Raw genomic sequence first — 24,390 nt, forward strand, 5'->3', positions numbered from 1 at the left:
ATGGATGCCCCGCCGCTGGTTCCCCACCCTGCGAAGCCCCGCGCCGGCCATCAAGTCCGGGCCGGAGTACACCATCGGCTGGACGCCCGCAGGCGTGGACCGGGCCCGCCCGTGGTCCGTCGAGCGCGCGGTGCGCGACGGCATGGAGCGGGCCGTGTGGATCTACAAGTCGGTCGACACGATCTCCAACCACGCCGCGGACAGGCCGCTACGGGTCCGCCCACGCAGCGGCACCTCCGATGAGCCGCTGCCTCCCCACGACACGCACCCGCTCTACCGCGCGATGAACATCAGGGCCAACCCGGCCGAGGGCGCGTGGACCTTCAAGAAGCGGCTCAGCATGCAGCTCTTGCTGTCCAAGCGCGGGGTGTTCCTCGAGCCGACGTTCTCGCGTGGAGGCGACCTGCTGCGGATCGACCTGCTGCCACCTGGCCGCACCCGGCCGGTACCGTCCACCGGCAGCGACCTGATCTCCCACTTCGAGACCGTCACGATCACCGGCGAACTGCGCCGCCTCGACGTGGAACGGGTGCGGTGGATCAGGAGCCCCCACCCGCTCGACCCGTACTCCGGCATCACCCCGCTGGAGGCCGCAGGCCTGAGCGCCGACCTCGACTTCTTCACCCGCCACTACAACCTGTCGTTCGTCAACAACGACGCCAGGCCCGGCGGCGTGATCGGCATCGACGGCGACATGGACGACGACGAACTTCGCCTGCTGCGCGCCCGGTTCGGCACCGGGCCGTCTGCGGCCGGCTCCTGGACCGTGCTCAACGGCGGCAACGTCACCGTCACGGACACCTCCGTCACACCCCGGGACATGGCCTACGAGACCGTCGCTGCCCTGTCCAAGATCGAGCTGCTTGCCGCGTTCGGCGTCCCGGAGTCCCAGCTGGGCAACGCGAGCGGCCGCACGTTCGACAACGCCCGCGCCGAGAAGACGATGTTCTGGGAGATCACGATGCCGCCGCACCTGCGGCTGGTCGCCGACGCCTTCCAGGACGACGTCGAAGAGGGCGACGAGGTCTACTTCGACACCTCCGACATCGACGTGCTGCGCGAGCCCCGCAGTAAGCGCCTGACCGAAGCCCGTGAGGAAGTCGCCGCCGGCGTCCGCTCGATCCGCTCCTACGCCGAACTCGCCGGATACGCCGACGAGATCGATGACACCCCCCAGACCCGGGCCCTGTGGCTGCCGTCCGGCCGCACCGCCCTACCCACCCGCTCGGCAGACGCCCCGGCCCTGGACACCGCGACACCGGCCCCGGCACCGGCCGCGGGCAAGGCCCTGACTACCGGTTCCGACCTCGCCCTGGACGACAGCGCGGCCGACGCCCTCCGAGGCCGCCTGGACGACGCCCTCCAGGCGCTCACCACCCGCTGGACGGAACGCACTGTCGCCCGCCTCAACTCCCCCCGGCACCGCAAGGGCACCCGGCACTGGGACGACCGGGGCGACACCGCCGCCCGCGCCGGCGGCAAGGCCCTGCTGCCCGTCGACCAGGTGATCGACGTCGCCACCTGGCAGCAGGAGGCCGCCCAGGCCCTCCAGCCCCTCATCGAACAGGCCGCCACCACGGCGGCGACCGAGCTGCACGCAGCCCTCGGTTCGACCAGCACCGCCACCGTCGCCGTCTGGCCCACGATCGCCCCGCTGCTCACCACATGGCTCGCCAAGCAGGCCCAGGCCCTCGCCGACGACGTGGCCGACGCCGACCTGGAGGGCAAGAGCCTGGCGGGCATCGCCGAGGCCACCCGCGACTGGGGCCGCTCCCTCGCAAGCTGGGTGAGCGTCAAGGCGAACCACCTCGCCACCGCCACCGTCGAGAGCGCCCGCGACCAGGCCGCCGCCGCCAGCGCCCGCACCGGCCTGGTCCGCCGCTGGGTCGCCCACGACGACGGCCGCACCAGGCCCGACCACGACGCGGCCGACGGCCAGACCCAGCCCTACGGCCAGCCCTTCACCATCGGCGACGACCTGCTGCGCCACCCCGGTGACACCACCGCCCCACCGAGACAGTCCGTCAACTGCCGTTGCCACCTGGCCTGGCGACTCGAACACTGACTGCCCGGCCCAGCCAGCAGACCGCGAGCACCCCGCCCGTACCCCCGTGTGAGGATGAAGCATGACCACCGGAACACCCCCCAGCGACCGTCAGCAGCTCAACGAGGACTGGCTGCGCGGCCGGCGCTGGGACATCCGCTACCCGAACGGCGAGCCCGTCACCACACTCGACGGACTCGCCCAGGTGCTCCGCGTCTCCAGGCAGGAGGCCGCCCGGCGCGTCCTCACCCAGCCGTTCGGCAAAGCCGCCCCGCAGCAACTCCGGGACGAGGCTGCTCAGGAGGACTCGTCCTGACCCTCGCCGACGTCTAGGGCAACCACCCAGCTGACTCGCTCGTCCGGCTGGTCAATCTCCCGCCCTGCGATCAGGTCCCGAACGTAGTCGGGCAGACGGTACCGCCGCGGTGCGTCAGCGCCACGGAACTCGTCCAACCGCACCCCGGCGAAAGGCCAGTGCCCGGACGACGGACCGTCAGCCGGCATTTCAAGGGTAGCCGTGGGCTCCTCCCACAGAGCACCCAGTTCGAGGTCTAGCGGGTCCATCCGGACACGGTCCTCGTAGACCACGTGGGGTCGGCTGCTCGAATCCGTCTCTGCCCCGTACCCATCGGCCGTGCTTCTCTTCTCCCGCGCAGCAGCAGCTTCGTCCGCCCGCCGCGCGGCGTCCGCGCCTTCCTCGTCCATCCGCTTGAACCTGAACGCAGCGGCATCCAGACCGTGCAGGCTGTCCGCCGGGCCTTCGCAGAACAGCCTGTGCCACGGCATGCTCTGGTTCCGCACTGGGGCGTAGCCCTTCTTGCCGTGGTCGAGGCGGGCCTGAACGATCCGCGCGGACACGATCGTGCAGCCCAGATGAGCCTGCTGCCCAGCTCCGTGCATGCAACTGCCGGTCCCGCCGAGCCCCACCCGGGGTACCCAATTCCTGTGGTTGTAGAGGACGTAGAGCGGGATCATGCCCTTGTCGTCGGCAGATTGGATCAGCGCGTCGCACTGGCTGCGGCCCGTGGTGCCAGCGGGCGCGTCAAACTTGAACGCCCCTCCGCGGCGGGCACGCTTCGCTTGCACGCGTAGCCCGATCCCGGAGTCCCCTGAGTGAAGCCACCACTCCCAATCCGACCCGTTCTTCGCCTCCTCGGATGCCACGAAGCGGTGGGACCGGATCTGATGTTGGTGGAGGCGGATGAGGTCGATGAGGTTGCGGCGGGTGAGATCGTCCTCGTGGGGCACCAGGCGGCCCCCATCGAAGTGGTCTTGAGCGAGCAGTTCGAATGTCCGCGCGGACAGCGCCCGGAACGTATGGCACAACGACTGCCCCACAACACTTCCGGGCAGATCCTCCACGCTGATGGCCGGGTTGAGAGGCCGAGCACAGCCCGGACAGTAGTTGTACCCCGGGCGGAGTTCCGACCCGCACATGCAGACCACAGCCATCCCCCCTCATCCTCCGCAGCGCCAAGAGCACCGTAGCCCCCAAAGCTGACGCTAAGCACGCCGATCGAGACGCTTCTCCTTCACCGAAACCGGAGGGGCAAGTGAACGTCATTGCCAGGGTCGTTCGGCTGAGATTCCGTTCGAAGAACCAGCCGTTCGAAGAGCACCTGCACCCGCGAGACGGCCGAGGCCGGTTCGCACACGGCCCCGGCGCGGGGCTCAACCCGCTGCTGGAACGTATCCGAGCGGCTGCGAGCCGGCCGTCCAAGGCGCCGCGCTCCGAACCCGGCTTCGACGAGGAGCAGCACGGCCTGGTGTTCCGCGACGGGCAGAGCGAGCGCGTCGCCAAGGAGTACAAGGCGAACGTGGTGGAAGGGGTGGCCCGCGACCTGCGGGACATGCCGGACGAGACCCTGCTTCTGGAGTCCGACCGGGCCTGGCTCGACAAGGTGCGCTCGGGGGAGGTGCACGCGTACGAGGACCCCGCGACGGGGATCGCCAACTCCGTCCGGCCGGGCCACTCCCCGGGGGACGCGTCCTGGACGCACGTCGACGCCGACCGGGCGCGCGAGCTCTTGCGGCGCGACGCCGTCAACCAGGTGGTCGCCACCTGGGCGATGACGTCCAACGACGAGGACGCTCGGGCCCTCGCCCTTCAGGAGACCGCACGAGACGCCTTCGGGTTGCACCCGGCCGCCGACTGGCCCAGCACCGACCAGATCGCGCGGGAGACCGCCAACCTGCGGGCCGCCCTCGGAACCGGCCACGCGGCGATGCTGACGGCGATGTGGGAGCGCACCCAGAACCACCTGGCCGAAGCCGACCTCGGCTCCCTGACCGTGTGGCGCGGCGTGGCCACCCCCGACGGGCGGCCGCCCGCCGGTTGGACCGCCGACGGCAGTACCCTCTCCGACCCGCTGCTGCGCCCCCTCTCGGCGTTCTCCCTTGACCCGGACGTCGCCCACGGCTTCGCCACGGACGAGGGGCCCGGCTTCGTGATGAGCGCGATCGTGCCTGCGGGCAGGGTGATCGCGACACCGGCTACGGGGCTCGGCTGCCTGGACGAGTCGGAGGTCATCATCCTGGCCGGCCCCGGCACCTGGCACTGGCAGACCGCGGAGTAGCCCCGTACTGCTCGGCGCGACACCACCGAGTGGCCGATGCCACGCTGCCGCCGTCCTGGTCCCCGGCGGAAGGCGGTGTGGTGCACGACATCCCCGCCGTCATCCTGCGGCTGCGGCACAAGAACCGGCTCTGGGACGAGGCCCGGCACGCGCGCGACCACCAGGGCCGCTTCGCCCACCACGCGGGCGCCGGCCGCGTCGGCCTTCCAGGCACCCTCGCGGACAACCACACCGTCAGCCACGACGACTTGCTCGGGAAGAGGGGGAGGTCGCCCAGCAAGGTCAAGGCCGCCATGTGCGACTCGCTTGCCCGACGGATGGACGACATCCCCGACGAGCAGCTGCTCAACGACCGTCAACGCGACCGTCTCGCTCGGGTCCGCGCCGGGCAGCTTGCCGCGTACCGCCCGGAGTCCGGGGCCAACGGCTACGCCGACTACGTCGAGCAGACCGATCTCGACAGTGGGGCCCGCCACGCGCCTTGGGGCTACGTGAGGATGGACGCCGAGGAGTACCGGGACTTCGCGCGTACCGAGGCCGTCTCCCACCACGTCGCCGGATGGGCGGCGACCTCCAACGACCACGACCCTGATGCCCTCGCCCTTCAGGAGAGCGCCGGCCAGGCCTTCCACCTCGCCGACACCAAGGGCTGGGAGCACGGGGACGCCGGCCTCGACGCCGCCACCGCTCAGGCCCTGGCCGACGACGGGCCCGTACTGCGCGCCTTCCTCACCGCCATGTGGCAGAACACCCAAGACCACTTCGCCGACCTCGGCGTCACCCACGTCACCGTCCACCGCGGCTTCACCGGTGGCTACGACGACACCCGGGCCAGCGGGATCGACGGCCAGGGCACGGTCACGGACCTGCCCCTGCGCCCGCTGTCGTCCTTCACCACCGAGGAACACGTTGCCACTGACTTCGCCACGCACGGCGGCGAGGTCCCCGACGGCTACACGATGAGCGGCGACGTGCCGGTCACCCGCATCCTGGCCGTGCCGGGGACCGGCATCGGCTGTCTGGAGGAGTCCGAGATCGTCATCCTCGCAGGCCCCGGCGACTGGCACGTCCAGCAGGTCTACGCCGAGACCGACGACGACAACTGGTACGACGAGTAGAACGAGACCCAAGCCCGCCCTGCGCCTACCGTGACCGCCACCAACCCAGCGAACGGGAGCGACACGGTGGCACCGACCCCCAGCAGCACGCTGGACCACAAGCAGGCGACCCTCGGCATCCTGGAGACCGACGACGACCAGGGCACCTTCACCACCCTCGTGTCGATCACCGGGCTACGCGACCACGACGGCGACGTGATCGAACCCGGCGCTTACGCCCGCACCCTCACGGAGATCACGCCGAAGGGCGTGTGGTCGCACGACTGGAACCAGTGGACGGCCCGCACCGAACACACCGAGGAACTGCTGCCCGGCGACCCGCGGTTGCCCGCCACCCTGCCCAAGGGGCAGCCCTGGCCCGCCGAGGCCGGCGCCCTCCTCGTCAGGGGCCGCTGCAACCTGGCCACCCAGGCCGGGAAGGACATGTACGCCAACCTGCTGTTCTTCGGCGACCAGGTCCAGTGGTCGATCGGCTACCAGGTCAGAACCGCCAAACGAGTCAAGGGCGTTCGCCGCATCACCGACCTGGACCTGTACGAGTACAGCCCGGTGCTGTTCGGCGCGAACGAGCACACATCCACGCTCGATCTCAAGCAGCACCCCGGCAAGGCGCGCGGGGTCCTGGGCGACACACAGGTGGAGCTGGCACCGCTGGCCGGCACGCTGGAGGAGCGGATCGACGCCATCGCCACGGCCGTGGAGCAGCGCCTGCGGCCCACCGAAGACGACGGCCTCGAGTTCGGCACCGTGGAGATCATCGGCACCTACCCGGACCGGGTCATCGCCACCGTCTGGAAGTACAGCCAGGACGGCTTCGGCTCGACCAGCTGGGAAGTCCCCTACACGCTCTCGGGTGACGGCGTTCCGACCGTCGGCCAGCCCGCCCCCGTCCGCCTGGTCCTCGACGTCGAGGGCACCGGTCCCGACGCGGCACTGGCCGCCCTCGCACCCGACGTCGAACGGATCGCCTCCCAGATGAAGACCCTCGCGGACCTCCAGCACAAGGCAGGACAGGTCCTCTCCGGCGAGAACGCCGACCGCCTGGCCTCCGCCGTACAGCACCTCGTGGCCGTGCTCACCGCCGCTGGCATCGACTGGCAGCCGCCAGAGCCCCCCGCCGACGAGAGCAAGACCCTGGCCACGGCGGTGATCCAGCCGGACGAGATCAGCGCGGCCCTCGCACTGTTCGCCGACGCCCGGACCGAAAGCTGACCACGACCGGTCGGCCCTGAAACGATGCCAGGACCGACCGGGGCGGCGGCGAGGATCTCTTCAAACACATGGGCGAAGGGGAATCCGGCGGGCGCCCGGACTGCCGGTCTGCCCCTATCAGAAGTGTTCGGGAAGCCACGGCTCCTGGTCGCTGGTTGCCCGCACGAGAGCGGTCAGCGCCTGGTCAGAGCGGAAGCGGACACCGGACAGGCCAGCCGCCGCTGGGCTGCGGTAGCCGCCTGCGTACCAGACGGCGAACTGGCCCTGGGTGAACGTGACGGCGCCCTCGGTGCGGTGGGGCACGATGTCGGCGGACCCAGCGCAGATCCGCAGCAGGTAGCGGTGGCTGCAACCTGGCCGCTCGTCGCCGATCTCCACCGGAACCTCCAGGTCGAGGTCAGCAGGCCATCCGCGTAGTCGGATCGCGGCTTGGAGGTCGAGGATCCGCAGCATCCACGGGTGCCAGGCATCGGTGCTCACCCGGTGGCGGTGCAGGTTGTGCAACAGCAGAGGGTAGGGCGGCAGCGCGCCGCGCCGGAACTGCACGGTCTCGGCCCGGCTGTTATGGCGCCCAAGGAAGGCCAGCATCGCGGCCGCACAGTCCGCGTCGGATGACCAGAAGTCATGGACCACGAGGTCCATGCCATGCCTTTCACTTCGCTTGGTCGTCAGCGAGACCCAACCGGCCACGGGCTGTCCGGGCCTGGTGAAGCGGTAGGTGGTGAGAGCGTTCTTCGCCGTCGTCCACGTCGACCACCAGTCAGGGCGCTGGACGGGGCCGTTCCACTGCCGGGCGAGTTCCTGCTGGAGGTCCACGGCATCCTTGGTCAGGCCGTGCTCGATCGTGAAGTCCCCTGCCGGGAAGGAGCGCTTCAAGTCGTCGGAGCTGACCGCCCAGCCGAACACCGGAACCGGGGCCTCCCAACCCATTCGGCGCGCGTAGCCGTTGGAGATCGTGGAGATGGTGGAGATCACCGCGCCCCGCTCCTTTAAGGGCCGCAGGCGTTCGTGGACCATGCGGGAGGCGAGGTGGGCGCCGCGCTCCTCGGGGGCCACGCTCCCGGCGGCCAGGCAGGCGCTGGGCACCGCGGAGCCGCCGAAGAACTGGTAGGTGAGGATGCCGAGGCCTCCGGCGACGACCCGGCCGGCGCGCACGGCCACGCGGACGTCGGCGTGGTCGCGCAGGTGGGTTACGTCGCCGACCGGGTGGCCGAAGGCGCGCGTGGCCAGTTCGTCGTACTCCTGGGCGAGGCCGTCGTCGGCCTGCACGAAGGCGATGCTGTCCTCCATGACTGCGCCTCCTAGTAGTTGACCGGACCACGGACGGTGTCCGGGTCGGTGGGCACGAGGAAGGTCCGGCTGAAGGCGACGACCCGCTTGCCGTCCTGGTTGAGACCGGAGGTGCGACAGGTCACGATGCCCTCGCCGGGGCGACTCTCGGACAGGCGGCGCTCGGTGACCACGGTCTCGGCGTAGAGGGTGTCGCCGACGAAGACGGGGTTCTCGAACCGCACGTCGTCCAGGCCGAGGTTGGCCAGGGTCAGGCCGCTGACCGCCCGCACCGTCATCCCGGCCACGTACGCCAGGGTGACGCCGCTGCACACCAGGATGCGGCCCCAGGGGGTCTTCGCGGCGTAGTGGGCGTCAAGGTGGATCGGCGCGGTGTTCCCAGACAGCGCGGTGATCAGCGTGTTGTCGGTGTCGGTGATAGTGCGGCCGGGCCGGTGCTCGATGACGAGGCCTTCGGTGAGGTCGTGGTAGCCGGGGCCGACGACCTCGCGGATCCGGTGGGCGTCGATCTCGTGGTAGCCGGACGGCAGGGAGGCAGTGCTCATCGGGACGGCTCCTCTCGGGTGCCGGCCGTCTCGAGGACGGAGCGGGCTATGGTGAAGAACGGGCGGCCGACCATCTGGCCGTCGACGGAGGTGATGTTGCTGCCGCTGTCCTGGGCTGCGGTGACGACCGCGCGGGCGTGGGCGATCTCCTCCTGGGAGGGCGTGAACAGCTCGGTGATGACCGGGAGCTGTCCGGTGTGGATGGCGCCCTTGCCGTGGAAACCGAGCGCCTTGGCGCGTTCGGTCTCCGCCCGCAGGCCCTGCGGGTCGTCCATCTGGAAGTAGGGCGAGTCGATCGCGGCCAGGCCAGCGGAGGCCGCGCTGTTGGCAACGACGGAGCGGGCGTGGAGCATCGGCTCCCAGCCCATCCCGCAGCCGAGGGCGGCGGCGTAGTCCGCGGTGCCGAACACCAGCCCTGAGATCCTGGGCGCCCGGACGATGGAGGGGAGTTTCGCGATGGCGCGGGGCGTCTCGATCAGTGCGAACAGGAAGGGCTGGTAGTCGGCGGTGTCCAGGACACCGGCCACCAGTTCGATGTCCCGCGCGGACTCGACCTTCGGCACGAGCACGACGGCGGGCTTGGCGCGCCAGCCGGACATGGCGGCCAGGTCCTTGATCCCGTCGAGGAGCACGGGGGCGTTCATCCGCACTCCGAGCAGGCACGGGCTCGTGGCCTGGCCGTCGAAGAACCGCTCGGCGATCGTCCGGGCGTGCTGCTTCTTGGCGGGGGCGACGGAGTCCTCAAGGTCGACCAGGGCGACGTGGGCGCCGCTGGTCTTCGCGGTGTCGTACCGGTTGACGGCCGATGCCGGGACGCTGATCCACGCCCGGGTGGACCGCAGGAGGAGAGCGCTCATGGCTGCGGTCACCGGCCCTGGCGCTTGGACGCGACCAACTGCACGAGACCGGCGAGGGTGCGCGCGTCGGTGATCTCGTCCTCGGTGACCTTGGTGCCCAGGTTCTCGGAGAGCATCACGGCCAGCTCGATGACGGACAGGGAGTCCAGGCCGATCGCCGCCAGGGTGGCGTCGGCGGCCAGAGCGTCGGGGTTGACCCGCAGCTCGCGCACCAGGAGGTCTTCGAGGCCGGGGTCGATGACCGGGGCGGCGGTGTTGTCGTTCACGTTCTTCTCCTTCACGTGGCGGCCGGCTTGGGGAATGAGGTCTTCCTGGCCGGCGATCACGTGGCGCCGGCCGAGTTCGTCGAACAGGTCGCCGGGGTCGACGCCCTCAGCGGCCGCGACCTTGAGGACGCGGTTCTTGAATCCGGAGAACACTCCGGCGCGACCGCTCATCACGGCGACCGAGTCGGTGTAGGGTGGGGCGCTCATCAGCCGGTGCTCGGCGATGTCGGCGGCGGCCAGGACCTTCCTCACATCGATGCCGGTGGGGTGGCCCAGGCGTTCGAGGACGGTAACGAGGACTTCCAGCTGGGTATTGCCGGCCCCGGCGCCGAACCCCCGCGCGCAGGCGTCGATGATCCGGGCGCCAGCCCTCACGGCGGCCACCGAGTTGGCGACGGCCATGCCGAGATTGTTGTGCCCGTGGAAGATCACCGGCACATCGACGGCCTCGGTGATCGCGGTGATCCGCGCCTCGACGTCCTCGGGCAGAAAGTGCCCGGCGGAGTCGAAGATCCCCACTGCCCTCGCGCCGTAGCCGGCCATCAGGGCGCACTGTTCGGCGATCTGGCCGGGCGAGGCCATGTGGCTCATCATCAGCACGCCCTGACCTTCACCGCCGTGTTCGGCGACGAAGCCGAGGTGGCGTTCGGTGACGTCGGCCTCGGTGCAGTGCGCGGCGATCCGGAATACCTGCGCGCCATGCCGGAAGGCGCCGCGCAGGTCGTCGCTGGTGCCCCAGCCAGGGCCCATGAACACGCCCATCCGGGCACGGGTCAGGGCCTCGCGGACGGTTGCCAGCATCTGGGAGTCGGTGAGCTTGGCGCGGCCGATCTGGAGCGAGGAGGCGCCGAGGCCGTTGCCGTGGCCGACCTCGATCACGGGGACGCCGGCCCGGTCGGCGGCAGCCGCGTAGTCGCGCAGTTGGTCGGCGTCGAGCTGGTGCCCGACGGCGTGGTGGCCGTCTCGCAGGGTCGGGTCGTGGACCAGCACGACGGGCGTGGCCGCGGTCATGCGCTGGCTCCTTCCGTGAGCAGGGAGGTGGCGCGCATGTTGGCCAGGAAGATCGCGGCGGCGTTGATGATGTCGAGGTTCCCGGCGTGGGCTGGCAGGCGGCCGCCACTCGCGCAGACCTCGACGGTGACGGTGATGCGTTCGCGGGTCGCCTCGATGTCGGTCACCGCGTAGCCGGGCGCGAACCGGCGAACCTGGGCGGCGGCGGCCTCGACGAGGTCGCGCACCGCGTGCGGGTCGACGTCCGGGGCCAGGACCGTCACGTGGACGCGGAACGGCGGCGGCGGGACGGCGGGGGTGACGTTGACCATCACCTTCGCGGCCGGCGTCCCGGTGAAGGCATGGATGGCGTCCTGCGTGGTCGCGATGTACTCGTCCAGGTTCAGGCGGGTCGCCCGCCCGGCGCTGCGGCTGGCGCCGGTGCACACCACCTCCACGTAGGCGGGCGTGCAGTGCCGGGCGACGGCGTGCAGGACGGGGACGGCCGCCTGGCCGCCGCAGCTGATCAGGCTGATGTGCCGGCCGGTCAGCGCCTGCGCGCCGTTGACGGTGGGCACTGTCGGGGTGCCGCTGTTGTGCGGCGTGAGGTCGACGAACACGACCCTGGTGGGCTCCAGCAGCCGCCAGTGCTCGGCGTGGGAGTCTGCGTTGGACGCGTCGAAGACCAGGTCGAAGGTCTTCCCGGAGTCCAGCAGGGCCGTCAGGCCGCCGTCCGTGGTGACAAGGCCCATCTCGGCGGCCCGCACCAGCCCGACACTCTGGCTGCGGCCGACGACGAGGCCGCAGTCGAGGTACGGGGACTGGTGGATCTTGTGCAGCAGGTCGACGCCTATGAGTCCCGCCCCGAGGACGGCGACGTTCAGCACGGGGTGTTCGGACATGCTTCTCCTCAGAGGAGAACGAGGGTGGATGGGAGCACGGACGTCAGAGCGTCCGGAAGCAGACCGGGGCAAGGCCGGCGCAGGACGCGCTGACCGTCGTCGTGGCCTTGAGGGGGAAGCTGGCGTGCACCGAGCCGGGCAGGACCACGTCCCCAGCGCACAGGGTGCCCCCGAGGGTGGCCAGGCGCCGGGCGAGCCACAGCAGGGGGCGGAGCGGGTCGCCGAGGACGTCGCGGCCGTGTCCGGCAGCGACGTGCTCGCCGTCGACGCTGACCTCGACGAGAGCGGAGCCGAGGTCTGGCAGGTCAGTTGCGGGTGACGGGGGCCCGAGGACGAAGCGGGCGGCGGAGGCGTTGTCGGCGACGCTGTCCTCGAGGCCGATCCGCCAGTCGCCGTAGCGGGTGTCGATGATCTCCAGGGCCAGGAACACCTCGGACACTGCGGCCTGGGCGGCGGCGAGGCCGATGTCGTCCCCGGTGAGGTCGGTGCCGAGTCGGAAGGCGATCTCCGCTTCGACGCGGGGGGCGATCAGCCGTGTGGTGGAGAGCCCGGCTCCGCAGGCGACTTCCATGTCGGCGAACAGGACACCGGAGTCAGGCTCGCTGACGCCCATCTGCTGCTGCATGGCGACCGAGGTCAGGCCGATCTTGTGCCCGACCGGCCTGCCGCTGGCAGCGGTCCGCAGGGCGGTGCCGTGCTGCTGGACGCGGTACGCCGCTTCCAGCGTCAGGCCCGGGAGCTGCCGGGCCATCGGGAAGGTCGGGAAGACGGAGAGCTCGGCGGTGCGCAGTTCACGCGCCGCCGTCTCCTCCCGCGTGGTGGTCGCGGTGGCCGGGCTGGTCTCACTCATCGGTCCTCCCGGATCGCCGGGCGGCGTAGTGCTCCAGCAGGGGCGCCAGGTAGTCCACGTGCTCCCCGTCGATCCCGGTCAGGTCGCCGGGACAAGCCAGCAGGGCGAGCCGGTCCAGCTCGGCGGTGCGGCCCTGCGCTGCCTCGGCGTCCACCAGGGCCGCGTACCAGCCGAGGAGGTCCTGTTCGGGCAGCGGCGGTGCGAGGTAGTGCACGCCGACGTTGCCGTGCTCCCCGACGGTGACCGCCAGCAGCACGAGCTGGTCCGGGGCCGCGTCGACACCGACTTCCTCGGCGAGTTCCTTCGCGGCTTGGCGCCGCAGCTCGCCCTCGTCGAGGACCCGGTTCTGGAGCGGGGGCTCGACGTTGCCGCCCGGCAGCTGCCAGCGGCCTGGTGCGGCGGTCGACGTGGACATGCGCCCGACGACGATCCGGCCGTCCTTCACGGGCTGGGCCACAGTCACGAACACCGACGAGACGAGCGGGGCTCCGGGCACCCGCCGAAGAGCGAAGCGCCGGTAGGTGGTCCGTGCCCAGGACAGCCGCATCACGGGGCCATCGGGCTCCAGGGCCGTGCACACCACGGCTGGACCGTCGAACAGCGACGGTTGTGAGCTCGCTGCCTTGTCCCAGACGAGGTCCATGGCCGTTTGGTGGTCGGTGGCCAGTACGGGAGCGGGGACCTCGATGAGCAGGAGGCCAGTGGCGTTGAGGACCCGGACGGACTGGACGCTGGCGGGGATGGTGGGGGAGGTGTTCAACCCTGCGTTTCCCTTCTGGTGTTGTGCGGCATTAAGGCCTTGCTCCTATCCAACGTCTTGCGGATCACAAGGTGGTGGTGCCAGTCGCCCTGCGGCGTCTGGTATGGGGGTTTCGGCCCAGCCGGCGTGCCTACCGTGGGAGCGTGGGCACAGCTCGGGGACGGTGTTCTGCGTGCGGCCGGTGTCCGCGTCGGCCAAGGCCTGCCAGGCGCACTCCAGTAGGAGGCGCTGCTGCGGGTCGCAGGTCAGGCCCTCGCGTGGCGCCGCAGCCGGTTCGGGTGCTCCTGGACCCGGTGCGGAAGCGCCCGGGCGATCACTGGGGCGCGCTCCAGCAACTCGGGGTCCTCCGCGCTGGGGTACTGGGCGATCAGGGATGGGACCAGCGAGGAGGTCTTCTCGCGCTCGGAACCCGTCAGCGACAGGGCGGACATGCGTGACTCCTTCAGATCTTCGCCCTCAGGGCCGCCCGGCAAGGGTTGGCGCCAGTGAGGGACGGGAGTTGTGACGGGCTGCCGGCTGGTGCCTTCGGAGTTGCGGGCAGCGGCTGTGTAGCTGGTTCTCGGGCTTAACGAGATCGACGGGACCGGCGAGAGGGCCGGGCTGGGGCCGAGATGGGAGGCGCGCATCCGGGCATCTGTGCAACGGATCGCGACAGCACGCGACGTCATGAGGAGTGACCTTTCGCTCACTCCTCGTTGCCGCCTTCACAGCATGCCCCTACGGAAGGCAGTTGGGCAATATGCCTCTCTGACATTGCCTCAGTTCCGTTGCCCCCGTGCCGGTCCACCCGCCAGACTGTGCCCCATGGCGAAGAGGCCCCCAGCACCCCAGTCCGTTTACCGACGCCAACTGGCGCCCCGGCTAAAAGCGTTACGCGAAGCCATCCCCGGGATGACCCTGACCGCGGTCGCCGAGGCCGTGGAGATCACCCAGGGCAGCCTCAGTCGCATCGAGACCGGCCAGCGCGGCACGAGCCCAGTCCTCGTCAAGGCGCTCCTCGACCACTACGGAGTCACCGATCCCGAGGTTCGCGAAGACCTGCTGGACCTGGTGCGCGCCGACAACGCCCAACGCAACTCGTGGTGGCGCAAGTACTCGGCTCTGATGGCCCCGACCCAGTACTCGGGCTATGTCGCCCTGGAGTCCAGTGCGACCAGCCTCCACTCCTACGAAGCGCAGCTCATCCCGGGGCTGTTGCAGACCGGGGACTACGCCCGCGCCGTCATCAGCGCCATGCGGGTCGACCTCGATGCCAAGAGCATCGAAGACCTCGTGGAGGTCCGCATGCGGCGCCAAGACCTGCTGGAGTCGGACGAGCCCCCGAAGCTGTGGGCCGTGATCGACGAGGCGGCATTCCGGCGTCTGCGCGGCACGCCGGCGATCCTGGAGGGCCAGCTGCGCCACCTGCTGGAGATGTCCCGGCGGCCTGACGTTGTGGTGCAGATCCTCCCCTTCGGCATCGGCCTCCATCCGGCTGGCTACGGCAGCTTCATGCGCATGGGATTCCCCGACCCCACCCCGGCCGTCGTCTGGGTGGAGAACCTGATCAAGTCGGTGTGTCTTGAGGCTGCCGAAGACGTGGAACGCTACGACGAGGTCTTCGACCATCTGCGGGCCCGAGCCCTCGGTCCGCCGGAGACCCGTACCCGCATCACCGAAATGATCAAGGAGTTCCGCACCAGTGACAGTGAAGCCTGACCCCGCCAAGATTGACTTCTCCGCCGTGACGTGGGAGAAGAGCCCTTTCAGCGGTGGCAACAACAACTGCATGGAATTCGGCCAGCTTGGCGATCTCGTAGCCATCCGCGACTCCAAGCGGCCCGAGCAGACCCCGCAGATCTATACCCGTGGCGAGATCGGCGCCATGCTCCTCGGCGCGAAAGCGGGCTGCTTCGACCACCTCGCCTGACCCCACCGACGGCTCCCACGGGGCCGGCCCCAGACGAAGTGGGGCCGGCCCTCAGCGGTCATCCTCCCAGACCGGGAAGCCATGACATGAGGGGAACACGGGCACCCGGCGCCCTGTCTCCGCGCTCACCGCCTGCCCGAGGTCTGGCGAGAGCCCTACCGCCTCGCCAGTACGCCAACTGCCTTGCTGATTTTGGGATTCCACCCACGCCCGGACGCGGCGGCGGAGATCGCCGCATGTGAGACGCCGAGCCGCTCGGCCAGGTCCGTCGGCGAGTAGTTGCCGCGCCCGATTTCGTGGCGCCGGTAGGCGTCCCGGGCCATCGCCCCCAGGTCGGCGGTGGCCCACGTCGCCATCACCCGGTAGCCCTCCCGTATCCAGAACTGCGTCTCGACCGCCCAGACCCCGGGCGGCAGGCTGGCGTCATGCGCGGCAGACCACCCGGCCGGGGCGATCAGGTGAGCGGCCGCGTGCGCCTCGGCGTCCTGCACCCCGGAGTGCAGCTGCACGGCTGGGGGCAAGGCAGTGCGCGCCAGCGCGGTCATCCAGCCCTCCGGAGCCTGGGCGAGACAACCCCAGGGTCCTCGGGCCCGGGCCAGTGACCACAGGCGCCACGCCGCGTACCGGTGCAGCCACTCCTCCGCCTGCGCGGAGCTGTTCGACGGCCCGTACAGCTCGACCGCAGAGGACGTGCAGACCCGCAGCGCCCACCCGGCGGAGGTCCGAACAACGCTCAGCGTCCTGCCTTCGATGGCCAGGAGCGGCTTCACGTCCCGGCCTGGTTCGACGGGCAGGCCTGCGGCGGCGTCCAGGAGCGGCAGCTGAGGTCTGGGAAAGGGGTACATGGGTCTCCAAGGCACTGGCCGGGGGACGCCCGGCCTACCCGGCGCTCTGCCGGACAGCACCACACTCACCCGCCCCGCACCGGGATGGGCACAGCCAAGTCCGCGTCCGACAAGCCGACTTGAAGATGCGCCTGGCAACGCCGGCACCCGCCGCGAGCCTCGACGCGACACTAACGATCAGCCTTCCCTACGGTGTGCCGACCGCCGTGGCGATCCGGTGCTGACCGGTTGTACGGCCGAACCTCTCCCGTCCCGCGCTGGCGGGGTGGCCCGGCACCATCCCAAGGAGCGCCACACCGTGCCCACCACCGACAAGAGCCGCCTCAAGGAGCTGAACGCCGCGCTGCGCGCCAAGGCCGCCGAGCTGGACACCATCAGCGCCTCGTTCACCGTCGAGGACGGCGGAGTCACCATCTCGGCCGAGAAGGCCGCCGCGTTCCGCAAGACCCTCGGCGAGGCGCAGGGGATCAAGCAGCTGATCACCGACCTGGAGGGCGCGAAGTCCGTCCACGCCTTCCTCAACGAGCCCACCTCGCAGCCCTTCGCCCCAACGGACGCCGCCCTCGCCGCCCACCTCACCGCCCAGGTGACGTCCCTCGGCCAGCAGTTCCTGGACAGCGATGAGTTCAAGGGCCTCAAGGCCGCCGACTTCCGCGGCTCGTTCGACCAGATGGTGACCATCGACGGCAGCCCCCTGGACCGGCTCGGCCGCAAGGACGTCTTCAGCCGCTCCGCCGGCACCGCCGGCGTCCTCGGCTTCGGCACCCCCGAGCACCTGGACATCGTGCCCCGCGCCGTGCGGCCCGGCCGCATCCGGGACCTGTTCCCCTCCCAAACCACCACCGCGAACCTGCTCTACGGCGTGCGCGTCACGGGCTTCACCAACGCGGCGGCGATCGTGCCCGAGCGGGCCATGGAAGTACCGCCCGGCGGCGGTGCGGCCGTCGAGGTGTACGCGCGAGCGCCCCAGTCGGAGCTGACGTTCAAGACCGTCACCTACCCGGTCGCGGAGATCGCGACCACGCTCCCCGTCCACAAGAACACGCTCGCCGACGAACCGCGACTGCGCGACATCATCGACAGCGAACTCGTCGACGGCGTGAAGATGACCGAGGACAACGAACTCCTCTACGGCGTCGGCGGCGACGAGAAGATCACCGGAATCGTCAACACGGCCGGCGTCCAGACCTACGCCCAGGCCGATCCGGACAAGCAGTCCGCCGCGATCCGTCGCGCCGCGACCCGCGCCTTCCTCGCCTACTTCCCGCCGACCGGGATCGTGCTCCACCCGTTCGACTTCGAGGACCTGGAACTGGAGACCGACGGTCAGGGCGCCTACCGCGTCGCCGTCAACGTCGCGATCGGCGCGCAAAAAATTGTCTGGCGGCTGTCCGTCGTGGACTCCATGGCCATCAACCAGGGCAAGTTCCTCGTCGGCAGCTTCGGCCTGGGCGCCCGCCTGTACGACCGGGAGCAGGTCTCCGTTCAGCTGTCGACCGAGAACCGCGACAACTTCGAACGCGGTGTCGTCACCATGCGCGGCTCCGAGCGCATCGGCCTCGAGGTCCCCCGTCCTGAGTCCTTCGTCTACGGTACCTTCAAGGCGCACTGATGGCGGCCCGCAAGCCCACCACGAAGCCGACCGCCGCCCCCGCGGCGCAGACCGCCCCCGACGCGGACGGCGCGGATCTGGAGACCCCGCCCGCCGAACTGTCGGCCGCCGCGCCGCTCGACCCGCCACCGAGCCCGACGGCCGACCCGGAGCCGCACCGGACGGAGCCAACGACGCCAGGCATCACCGCCCACCAGCCCCTGGCCGCCGGCCACATCGACCTGGTGGACGAGGACGGCGCCCCGCTGCCCCACGACCTCGGGGAGCTGTTCGACCTCACCCATCCCGAACAGACCGTCGTCGTCCCTCGGCTGCGGATCTACCAGACCCGGACCTACCCTGGAACCAACCGGGCGGTCACGCAGCTGCTCTACATCCCGACCCAGTCCATCCCGCGCGACGAATTCGAGCGTCTGCGGCTGGCACTCGGCTGGGAGTAGACCCGTCGTAGTCAGGAGCCCGTCCGCAATCCCGAGGACGGGCTCTTGGGGTTTCGGGGGCTGGCTGCGGTGCTTGGCCCTCCACGACCGGATCGGCCCGGCCGTGCCAAGGTGTCGTAGCCTCGCGAGGTGACTGAGACAGAGGAGTACGCGCTGCAGTTCGTCCGCACGTGGGCGGAGGCGGTGGTCCGGCAGGCTGAACGGGCACGGGCCGTACGCACGCGGGCGGCCCGGGACAGTAGGAACTACGAGCGCATGGAGGACTGGAGCCCGACGGCGGAGGAACTCGACGCCAACTTCCGCGAGCAGTGGGCTGAGGAACACATGCTCGTCTGGGCGGCCCATCAGCTTGAGCGTTGGGAGGGCCGACTGCGGAGTGAGCGCGGGCAAGACGTTCTGGAACCGGACGAACTGCTGAAGAACATCCGAGACGCCCTTGAACACCTTGATGAGGTTGACTTCAAGGACGGCAGCGCGGTGCCGCCGAGCGCTCCGGGCGGTCGCGTCAGCGGTAAGGCACTACGCCGGCTCCCCGGAGAGCAGCTGTGGATCGAGCTGCCCGACGGCGGCAGCTTCGAGGGGGTAACCCCTGAGACGGTGGAAGCCCATGCCCTGGCCGTTGTGCGCTCCATCGAGAATGAGCTGGAGCAGCAGCTCGTTGACCGGTACCTCGACCTGCTCCGCGACCGATAAGCGACACTCGATCCTGCGGGCGGCTGCACGCGAACGAGGTGGGCTGGCAGGATCAGCCTCATGAGGATTCTCGTCCTGGGCGGTGGCTGGTTCCTGGGACCGGCCATCGTGGCTGGTGCAATGGCACGAGGGTGGGACGTGGCCACGTTCACGCGTGGACGCTCCGGAAGCACCATGCCCGGAGCGACCGCAGTGCACGGTGATCGAGAGCGGCCCGACGACCTTGCCCGGCTGGCCGAGCACGGCCCCTGGGACGCCGTGATCGACACGTCCGCCTCGGCGCTCAGCTCCCACGACGTACTGGCCGGTGCCCGCGCCTTGGAACCGGTCGCCAACCGGTACGTGTACGTGTCCACAGTCGCGGTGTACGAGGGCTGGCCCACCGAACCCCTGAGCCCCGACTCGGCGGTGTGGGAGCCCCTGGCGGGCGCGGACCAGGAACTTGAGCAGCCACCCGAAGCGACGTCGGGCATCAACCCCATCTACGGGCAGCGGAAGGCCGGTACCGAACGCGCGGTAATTGAGACGTTCGGGCTCGCCCGGACGAGCCTCCTGCGGCCAGGTGTCCTGCTCGGGCCCGGGGAGTACGTCGGGCGTCTACCGTGGTGGCTGAACAGGGCCACACGGGGTGGACGGATTCTCGCCCCCGGGGACCCGTCACGGAGCATTCAGCCTGTCGATGTCCGGGACGCTGCCGTGTTCGCGCTCGACCAAGCGCTGCGCGTGGGGCACCAGGTCCATAACGTTGCCGCGCCGATCGGGCGGGAGACGATGGGCGGGCTCCTTCAAGCGTGCGTGGATGCGACCGGGAGCACCGGGAAATTGGTGTGGGTTCGGGACGAGGTCCTGCTTCGCCATGGACTGCGCCAGTGGACCGAGCTGCCGCTGTGGTGGACCCACCCGGGCACGTCTGCCATCGACGCGTCTTCGGCGGTCCAGGCCGGCTTCGTTAGTCGGCCTCTGGCGGAGACCGTGGTCGACACATGGGCCTGGCTTAGCGAGGGGAACAGGCCGGTGCCGCATAGACGTTGGGCGAAGCACGGCCTCGACCCGAACAAGGAGCGCGCCGTTCTGGCGAGCCTCTAGCCATTGCCCCTGCCGAGAGCCAGCCTCGCCGTCCCGGCCCCCAGTATCTGTGGGGTGGCCACGATGGTGAAGTCCTCGATCTGCCCTGCGAGATCCTGTGCAAGCCGGGCGTCACGGAAAGCCGGCATTGCCAGCGCGGCCTGGATCGTGTTGACCCGTGCCGTGAGTCCGGCCCCGCGCCACTCTCGGGGAAGGCCGAGTACCGGGCTGAGAGCGTCGGCGGCCCCGTCCAGGTCGCCGCGCATCAGCAGGGCGGAGGCCAGATCGGCTCGGGCCTGCGGAGCCACGACGAGCGGGTTGGACTCGCTTGAGCGGGCCGCGATCAGCTCCAGCGACTGGCGGGCGGATGCCTCAGCCCCCGGCCCGTCCTGGAGGATCAGCAGGGTCGAGCTGTTGCTCATCGCGACCCGCTCCAGGTTGAAGTCGAACTCGCCACCGATGGCATGGAGGTCGTCCTCGAGCCGGCTGCGATCGGCCAGGCTCGCCGCGATCGCGCGCTGGGCTTCCTCCGCCAAGCCGCGGTGAGCGTAGGCGCGGGCCGCGATCGCCGCCAGCCGAGCCTTGCCCGTGGCACCGATGCCGGGAAACGACCGGGCTTCATCGATCTTGCGGACCGCCTGGGCGGGCTTGCCCGTCCAGTAGTACAGCACCGCCAAGTATCCGTGCGCATAGGCCTGGAGGGGGCCGTACTCGGAAACCTGGCCGTACAGCGCAGCCGCCCGGGCCAGCTCGAACGCGTGCGGTATCGCGCCAAGGTCGAAGGCGCATGCGGAGAGAAGCGCGGATGCCTGGCCGGCCACAAGGTACAGGCGGCGTCGCTGCGACAGCACTTGCGTGCGGTCCAGCAGCACCTTCGAGACGCCGAGCACCTCCTTCGCCGACACGAAAACCAGGTGCGGCGGCCGCGTGCTGGTGTCCTGGACCAGGCTCATCAGATCGTCTTCGAGCTGGTCGAGCGTGAGGTCGGGCAGCAGCTGAGCGGCCGCGTCGGAGGCGTGGGCGCTGGCATCTCGTGCAGTCATGGAGAGTTCACTTTCATCAAGCACGGGAGCAGATGGCGCCCGAAGCACCTGGGCCTGCTCACCGGAGTGGGACGCGAAGAGCTCGTCTACCGGCCTACCGAAGAGCTCCTTGAGGATCGCGGGCGCCGGGTGGTGTGGCCGGGCGACGTGCCCAGTGCGCCACCGCGTGAAGGTCTTCTCGGTGAGGTCGATGTTCCTGAAGGAGGAGTCGCCGGTCCGCTCGTGCAGCACCGTAGCGGCCCGCCGGTAGTCGGACAGGAAGCCGCGAAAGTCCAAACCGGACTTGGTGATTAAGGCGTCGAGCAGGTTCATCGCGGTCCCTTCGTTGCAGCCCGTGCGAACCGCGTCGTCCTTTGCCTACCACCGTCGGGCGGGTGATCACACGGGCGGAGAAGAAGTGTCCGCGAACTGTCCGTGGTTTGTCCCCAGGCTCACCCGATTGGGGACCAAGTGTCCTTGTTTTGCCAGTGGTTATGTCCGCTGCGCCGGTCCAGTGTTGATCACCGCAAGCGAACCAAGAACGGGGCGCGTTCAAGTGCTCCTGCTGACGGGAGCGATGCACATGGTGGCCGTCGAACACCCGGCCCTGCGCCGCTGGAACGGGCGCTACAGGGCGGATACGGACTTGGTCCCCATGGTGCGTCGCACCGCGCGGTCGGAGCTGGAGAAGTGGGGGTGGGACGTGGGCGGCGAGCGCGCCGGCGATCTGCTGCTCATCCTCGTGGAGCTGGTGACGAACGCGATGCGGCACGGCAGCGGCCCGGGCGACTTCGTCGTGGTGCGGATGGACGAGCGCGGTGGCATCTGCCGGGTCGAGGTCCAGGACTCGCGGCCCGACCGGTTGTTGCCCGCGACCTTCACGGCCTGCGGGGAACGCGGCCGCGGACTGATCCTCGTCGACGACCTGGCGCTCGCCGTGGGAGTGACGACAACGGCCACAACCAAATGGGTAAGGGCGAGCGTTCTCGCCGACGACAAGGCGGGAGCCGCACGGTGAAACTCAATAAGCTCGCCCAGGTGCTCGGCCTGCGGGCCGCGCCCGGACGCCGGCGCAGGCCCGCACCGACGCATCCGAGGCCCGACCTGCCGCAGCGCCACCAGGAGACCGGCCAGAACATGTTTTTCCGGGATCGCCCCTGGACGCCTCCGCCGTTCTGGTGCACCGTCACCGCCTTCTACCAGTACGGGCAGCCGATGACGCTCTGGAGCGGCAGCGCGGACAGCCCCCGCCTGGCCGTCAGGGCGCTGCGCGACCGGGTTCAGGTGCTCGCCGTCGACCTCGACCTTCCCGAGGGCGACGAGCAGCGTCTGTGGCTGGACACCCCGACCGCCGAGGCGCGGGCCGTCGAAGACCTCGCCAGGGGCCGCTCCCACGCCATCGTGATCACCCACGACCAGGTCGTCTACATCATCAACGCCACCCGGTCCGCCCGCGCCCACGGGGCGGCGACCCACGACCTGCTCTGCTCGGCCTGACGGGAACGACCCCATGATGTACACACGACACGGCCGACCGCGGCAGGCCCCGAACTTCAACGCCGGCGCGGCCTGGCTCGCCTCCGCCAACCAGGACCCCGCAGCGGCCACCGACCAGTGGCGTGCCGGACAGCTCGCCGACATCGAGACCGGCCACCTCTTCAACGTCGTCCGAGTCAACGGCGTGCAGCGGGGTCTGGCCGCGCTGACAGACCTGTACCAGGCCGAGGTGCCGGTCGGCCCGGTCCTGCACAACCACGCCGACGGCTGCGTCGAGTTCCTGGTCACGACCCGGGCGGCCGACGGCTGGGACATGCCGCACACGCACCTGATCGGCCCTCCCGACGACACAGACACGCCGTCCACGGTCGCGATGCCGGCCCCCGGCATGCAGCGACTCGCCGGACGGAACTGGCTCGTCCTCCCGGACGGCGAACGAAGACCGACCGACCTCGGAGACCTGGCCGTGGCCCTGCGGCGCGCCGACGTCCGCCTGCGCCACGAACACCCCTGACCCCCGCTACGCCCAGCTGCTCGGGCTGTAGCGGGCCCCTGGCCCGGCCGGTCCGCCTCCCGCCGGACGGCCGGGCCACAACGGATCGGCGACGGCCGATCCCACGCTGACCGTCCCCAGGCGCGGGCGCGCGCAGGGTGGTGCCGCTGCGCCCCCTGGGGACGGTCAGCTCTGACCCCACACCGCCGACAACCACGAGAGCCTGCCGCAGCGGCAGGCAGGAAGGCCGGACCGATGCGTCCCAGTTCCCGCGCACCAGCCGAAGCCCGGACGCCTGGTGCGGCGCGCACCCCCGAGCGCCGGGACCCGGTGGTGGAGGAACCCCGAGTTCGCAAGTGCGGGCACTACACCGCCCTGACGGAGCCGGAGCGTGAGGTGATGGCGCTGCTGGCTGCGGACCTCAACGCCGTACAGATTGCCGAGCGGACCCGGGCATCCCACCATGCCGTCCGTACCCGCCTTGCCGCGCTGGGGCGGCGGCTCGGGGCGGCCACGGTGCCGCAGATCATCGACACCGCCTGCCGGACGAGACTGCTGGTTCCGCCCCAGGGCGTGCTGACGGCGCCGATCTCCTTCACCGCGCTGACCTCGTTCCAGGCCCTGGCGGAGGGCGGCTCCCGGGCATGGATCGCCAAGCGCAGGAAGCTCTCGGAGAACACCGTCGCCACCCACCTGGCGGTCGTCCGTTCCCGGATGCGCACAGCGTGGAACGGGGCAGCCGTCTACCGGCTCCACGGGGTGGCGCCCGCGCTCCTGAAGACCACCACCCCGCCGTGCCCGTCCTGCGGCGCCACGGAAGCACTGCCGTGAGCAGCCCCTTACCGGCGGACGAGGAGCAGGCCGCCGCCGTCGCGGCCCTCGCCGGCATCCCGGTACTCCTGCTCACCGGACACACCGACCCACCCGTGATCTCCGCTGTGCCCGGTGCCGACCGGCCGCGCTGCTACACCTCTACCGCCACCGTGTACGGGGACGGCCTGCGCGCCGAGGTCCACGCGCCGGGCGTGTCGACGCCGGAGGAGCTGGTGCGTCGCGCGCGGCCCGATGCCGCGAAGGTGTGGCCCGCTCTCCTGGCCACGCCCGGCGAGATGGTGTGGGGCGTCGAGACCAGCTACGGAGGCCTGACGGCGCGTGCCGGCACCTGGCGCGGCTGGACGCTGTTCCACCTGACCCCCGACCAGCACGATCGGGGACGTCTCCCGGCGCTACGGGTGGTCGGCGTCGACTCCCTTCCCCCCGGCGGGCCCGGACGTGCCGCCGCCCCCGGCCCGTAGCCGGGTGCACCACCCACGTCGGCAGGCCCGCACGACGCCTGCCGCAGCCCGCCGGGGCCGGGCCCCGGCGAGCGACACCGCGCTCACGCGCAACGCACCTCCAGCACGA

Annotated in this window: 28 protein-coding genes and 1 pseudogene; 16 read left to right on the forward strand and 13 right to left on the reverse strand. The window is 70.5% G+C overall.

Annotated features, from left to right (window positions below; genetic code table 11):
- Positions 1 to 4: 4 nt before the first annotated feature.
- Both ACZ7C5_RS02680 and ACZ7C5_RS02685 read left to right on the forward strand, forming a co-directional pair.
- On the forward strand, positions 5 to 2,065 hold the full coding sequence (locus tag ACZ7C5_RS02680) for a phage portal protein (RefSeq protein WP_470321758.1): 2,061 nt from the start codon (positions 5 to 7) through the stop codon (positions 2,063 to 2,065).
- 61 nt (positions 2,066 to 2,126) lie between these two features.
- A complete protein-coding gene (locus ACZ7C5_RS02685) occupies positions 2,127 to 2,360 on the forward strand; it encodes a hypothetical protein (RefSeq protein WP_470321759.1) in 234 nt (77 codons plus the stop codon).
- Here the strand turns inward: ACZ7C5_RS02685 and ACZ7C5_RS02690 are convergent.
- A complete protein-coding gene (locus tag ACZ7C5_RS02690) occupies positions 2,342 to 3,406 on the reverse strand; it encodes a DUF6615 family protein (RefSeq protein WP_470321760.1) in 1,065 nt (354 codons plus the stop codon). The two genes, ACZ7C5_RS02685 and ACZ7C5_RS02690, sit on opposite strands and share 19 nt — an antisense overlap.
- A gap of 191 nt (positions 3,407 to 3,597) precedes the next feature.
- On the opposite strand from ACZ7C5_RS02690, the gene ACZ7C5_RS02695 reads away from it, so the two are divergent.
- The 3 genes from ACZ7C5_RS02695 (at position 3,598) to ACZ7C5_RS02705 (ending at position 6,950) form a co-directional block, all read left to right on the forward strand.
- Positions 3,598 to 4,620, forward strand: coding sequence for a hypothetical protein (locus ACZ7C5_RS02695; RefSeq protein ID WP_470321761.1), 1,023 nt, complete (start codon positions 3,598 to 3,600; stop codon positions 4,618 to 4,620).
- An 80-nt stretch (positions 4,621 to 4,700) separates the two neighbouring features.
- The gene (locus tag ACZ7C5_RS02700) at positions 4,701 to 5,738 is read left to right on the forward strand and encodes a hypothetical protein (RefSeq protein WP_470321762.1); all 1,038 of its coding nucleotides are present in this window, start codon (positions 4,701 to 4,703) and stop codon (positions 5,736 to 5,738) included.
- 66 nt (positions 5,739 to 5,804) lie between these two features.
- A complete protein-coding gene (locus ACZ7C5_RS02705) occupies positions 5,805 to 6,950 on the forward strand; it encodes an HK97 family phage prohead protease (protein ID WP_470321763.1) in 1,146 nt (381 codons plus the stop codon).
- Between the two features lie 117 nt (positions 6,951 to 7,067).
- Here the strand turns inward: ACZ7C5_RS02705 and ACZ7C5_RS02710 are convergent, their stop codons facing one another.
- The 10 genes and pseudogenes from ACZ7C5_RS02710 to ACZ7C5_RS02755 all read right to left on the reverse strand — a co-directional run bounded on the left by ACZ7C5_RS02710 (position 7,068) and on the right by ACZ7C5_RS02755 (position 13,841).
- A complete protein-coding gene (locus ACZ7C5_RS02710) occupies positions 7,068 to 8,240 on the reverse strand; it encodes a GNAT family N-acetyltransferase (RefSeq protein WP_470321764.1) in 1,173 nt (390 codons plus the stop codon).
- A gap of 11 nt (positions 8,241 to 8,251) precedes the next feature.
- The gene (locus ACZ7C5_RS02715) at positions 8,252 to 8,785 is read right to left on the reverse strand and encodes a MaoC family dehydratase (protein ID WP_470321765.1); all 534 of its coding nucleotides are present in this window, start codon (positions 8,783 to 8,785) and stop codon (positions 8,252 to 8,254) included.
- On the reverse strand, positions 8,782 to 9,642 hold the full coding sequence (locus ACZ7C5_RS02720; protein WP_470321766.1) for an HpcH/HpaI aldolase/citrate lyase family protein: 861 nt from the start codon (positions 9,640 to 9,642) through the stop codon (positions 8,782 to 8,784). Before ACZ7C5_RS02720 ends, ACZ7C5_RS02715 begins: the two co-directional genes overlap by 4 nt.
- Positions 9,643 to 9,650: 8 nt before the next feature.
- A complete protein-coding gene (locus tag ACZ7C5_RS02725) occupies positions 9,651 to 9,923 on the reverse strand; it encodes an acyl carrier protein (protein ID WP_470321878.1) in 273 nt (90 codons plus the stop codon).
- Positions 9,918 to 10,919, reverse strand: a pseudogene (gene dmpG, locus ACZ7C5_RS02730) (4-hydroxy-2-oxovalerate aldolase); the annotation flags it as partial. The pseudogene dmpG and the gene ACZ7C5_RS02725, both read right to left, overlap by 6 nt.
- Positions 10,916 to 11,800, reverse strand: coding sequence for an acetaldehyde dehydrogenase (acetylating) (locus ACZ7C5_RS02735; RefSeq protein ID WP_470321767.1), 885 nt, complete (start codon positions 11,798 to 11,800; stop codon positions 10,916 to 10,918). The gene ACZ7C5_RS02735 and the pseudogene dmpG, both read right to left, overlap by 4 nt.
- Before the next feature lie 43 nt (positions 11,801 to 11,843).
- Positions 11,844 to 12,650, reverse strand: a complete 807-nt coding sequence (locus ACZ7C5_RS02740; RefSeq protein WP_470321768.1) for a 2-keto-4-pentenoate hydratase — start codon at positions 12,648 to 12,650, stop codon at positions 11,844 to 11,846.
- Positions 12,643 to 13,410, reverse strand: coding sequence for an NUDIX hydrolase (locus ACZ7C5_RS02745; RefSeq protein WP_470321769.1), 768 nt, complete (start codon positions 13,408 to 13,410; stop codon positions 12,643 to 12,645). The genes ACZ7C5_RS02740 and ACZ7C5_RS02745 overlap by 8 nt, the downstream gene beginning before the upstream one ends.
- Before the next feature lie 45 nt (positions 13,411 to 13,455).
- A complete protein-coding gene (locus ACZ7C5_RS02750; protein WP_470321879.1) occupies positions 13,456 to 13,659 on the reverse strand; it encodes a beta-ketoacyl synthase N-terminal-like domain-containing protein in 204 nt (67 codons plus the stop codon).
- Positions 13,656 to 13,841 (reverse strand): hypothetical protein, encoded by a 186-nt coding sequence (locus ACZ7C5_RS02755; protein ID WP_470321770.1) that lies wholly within the window; start codon positions 13,839 to 13,841, stop codon positions 13,656 to 13,658. Before ACZ7C5_RS02755 ends, ACZ7C5_RS02750 begins: the two co-directional genes overlap by 4 nt.
- A gap of 373 nt (positions 13,842 to 14,214) precedes the next feature.
- On the opposite strand from ACZ7C5_RS02755, the gene ACZ7C5_RS02760 reads away from it, so the two are divergent.
- Together ACZ7C5_RS02760 and ACZ7C5_RS02765 are read left to right on the forward strand one after the other, a co-directional pair.
- Complete coding sequence (locus tag ACZ7C5_RS02760) at positions 14,215 to 15,108, forward strand: helix-turn-helix domain-containing protein (RefSeq protein WP_470321771.1); 894 nt, start codon at positions 14,215 to 14,217, stop codon at positions 15,106 to 15,108.
- Positions 15,092 to 15,319, forward strand: a complete 228-nt coding sequence (locus tag ACZ7C5_RS02765) for a DUF397 domain-containing protein (RefSeq protein WP_470321772.1) — start codon at positions 15,092 to 15,094, stop codon at positions 15,317 to 15,319. Before ACZ7C5_RS02760 ends, ACZ7C5_RS02765 begins: the two co-directional genes overlap by 17 nt.
- 155 nt (positions 15,320 to 15,474) lie before the next feature.
- On the opposite strand, the gene ACZ7C5_RS02770 is transcribed toward ACZ7C5_RS02765, so the two are convergent.
- Positions 15,475 to 15,864, reverse strand: coding sequence for a hypothetical protein (locus ACZ7C5_RS02770; protein ID WP_470321773.1), 390 nt, complete (start codon positions 15,862 to 15,864; stop codon positions 15,475 to 15,477).
- Positions 15,865 to 16,462: 598 nt separating this feature from the next.
- Between ACZ7C5_RS02770 and ACZ7C5_RS02775 the strand changes: the two genes are divergently transcribed.
- From ACZ7C5_RS02775 to ACZ7C5_RS02790, 4 genes are all read left to right on the forward strand, one after another.
- The gene (locus ACZ7C5_RS02775) at positions 16,463 to 17,776 is read left to right on the forward strand and encodes a phage major capsid protein (RefSeq protein ID WP_470321774.1); all 1,314 of its coding nucleotides are present in this window, start codon (positions 16,463 to 16,465) and stop codon (positions 17,774 to 17,776) included.
- Complete coding sequence (locus ACZ7C5_RS02780; protein ID WP_470321775.1) at positions 17,776 to 18,216, forward strand: hypothetical protein; 441 nt, start codon at positions 17,776 to 17,778, stop codon at positions 18,214 to 18,216. Before ACZ7C5_RS02775 ends, ACZ7C5_RS02780 begins: the two co-directional genes overlap by 1 nt.
- A 129-nt stretch (positions 18,217 to 18,345) precedes the next feature.
- On the forward strand, positions 18,346 to 18,909 hold the full coding sequence (locus ACZ7C5_RS02785) for a hypothetical protein (RefSeq protein ID WP_470321776.1): 564 nt from the start codon (positions 18,346 to 18,348) through the stop codon (positions 18,907 to 18,909).
- A gap of 60 nt (positions 18,910 to 18,969) precedes the next feature.
- Entirely contained in the window at positions 18,970 to 19,995 is a 1,026-nt protein-coding gene (locus ACZ7C5_RS02790) for an NAD-dependent epimerase/dehydratase family protein (RefSeq protein WP_470321777.1), read from the forward strand.
- Here ACZ7C5_RS02790 and ACZ7C5_RS02795 read toward each other — a convergent pair.
- The gene (locus tag ACZ7C5_RS02795; RefSeq protein ID WP_470321778.1) at positions 19,992 to 21,329 is read right to left on the reverse strand and encodes a hypothetical protein; all 1,338 of its coding nucleotides are present in this window, start codon (positions 21,327 to 21,329) and stop codon (positions 19,992 to 19,994) included. The two genes, ACZ7C5_RS02790 and ACZ7C5_RS02795, sit on opposite strands and share 4 nt — an antisense overlap.
- Positions 21,330 to 21,579: 250 nt before the next feature.
- Here ACZ7C5_RS02795 and ACZ7C5_RS02800 point away from each other — a divergent pair, with 250 nt between their 5' ends.
- The 5 genes from ACZ7C5_RS02800 (at position 21,580) to ACZ7C5_RS02820 (ending at position 24,281) form a co-directional block, all read left to right on the forward strand.
- Positions 21,580 to 22,014: an ATP-binding protein gene (locus ACZ7C5_RS02800; protein ID WP_470321779.1), complete on the forward strand. Its 435-nt coding sequence runs from the start codon at positions 21,580 to 21,582 to the stop codon at positions 22,012 to 22,014.
- Positions 22,011 to 22,493: a hypothetical protein gene (locus ACZ7C5_RS02805; protein ID WP_470321780.1), complete on the forward strand. Its 483-nt coding sequence runs from the start codon at positions 22,011 to 22,013 to the stop codon at positions 22,491 to 22,493. The genes ACZ7C5_RS02800 and ACZ7C5_RS02805 overlap by 4 nt, the downstream gene beginning before the upstream one ends.
- A gap of 13 nt (positions 22,494 to 22,506) precedes the next feature.
- Positions 22,507 to 23,007 carry a hypothetical protein gene (locus ACZ7C5_RS02810; protein ID WP_470321781.1) on the forward strand — a complete coding sequence of 167 codons (501 nt, stop codon included), beginning with the start codon at positions 22,507 to 22,509 and terminating at the stop codon, positions 23,005 to 23,007.
- Between the two features lie 234 nt (positions 23,008 to 23,241).
- The gene (locus tag ACZ7C5_RS02815) at positions 23,242 to 23,817 is read left to right on the forward strand and encodes a hypothetical protein (RefSeq protein ID WP_470321782.1); all 576 of its coding nucleotides are present in this window, start codon (positions 23,242 to 23,244) and stop codon (positions 23,815 to 23,817) included.
- Positions 23,814 to 24,281: a hypothetical protein gene (locus tag ACZ7C5_RS02820; RefSeq protein ID WP_470321783.1), complete on the forward strand. Its 468-nt coding sequence runs from the start codon at positions 23,814 to 23,816 to the stop codon at positions 24,279 to 24,281. The genes ACZ7C5_RS02815 and ACZ7C5_RS02820 overlap by 4 nt, the downstream gene beginning before the upstream one ends.
- Positions 24,282 to 24,390: the final 109 nt, after the last annotated feature.

The organism is Kitasatospora sp. NPDC036993, assembly GCF_055607525.1.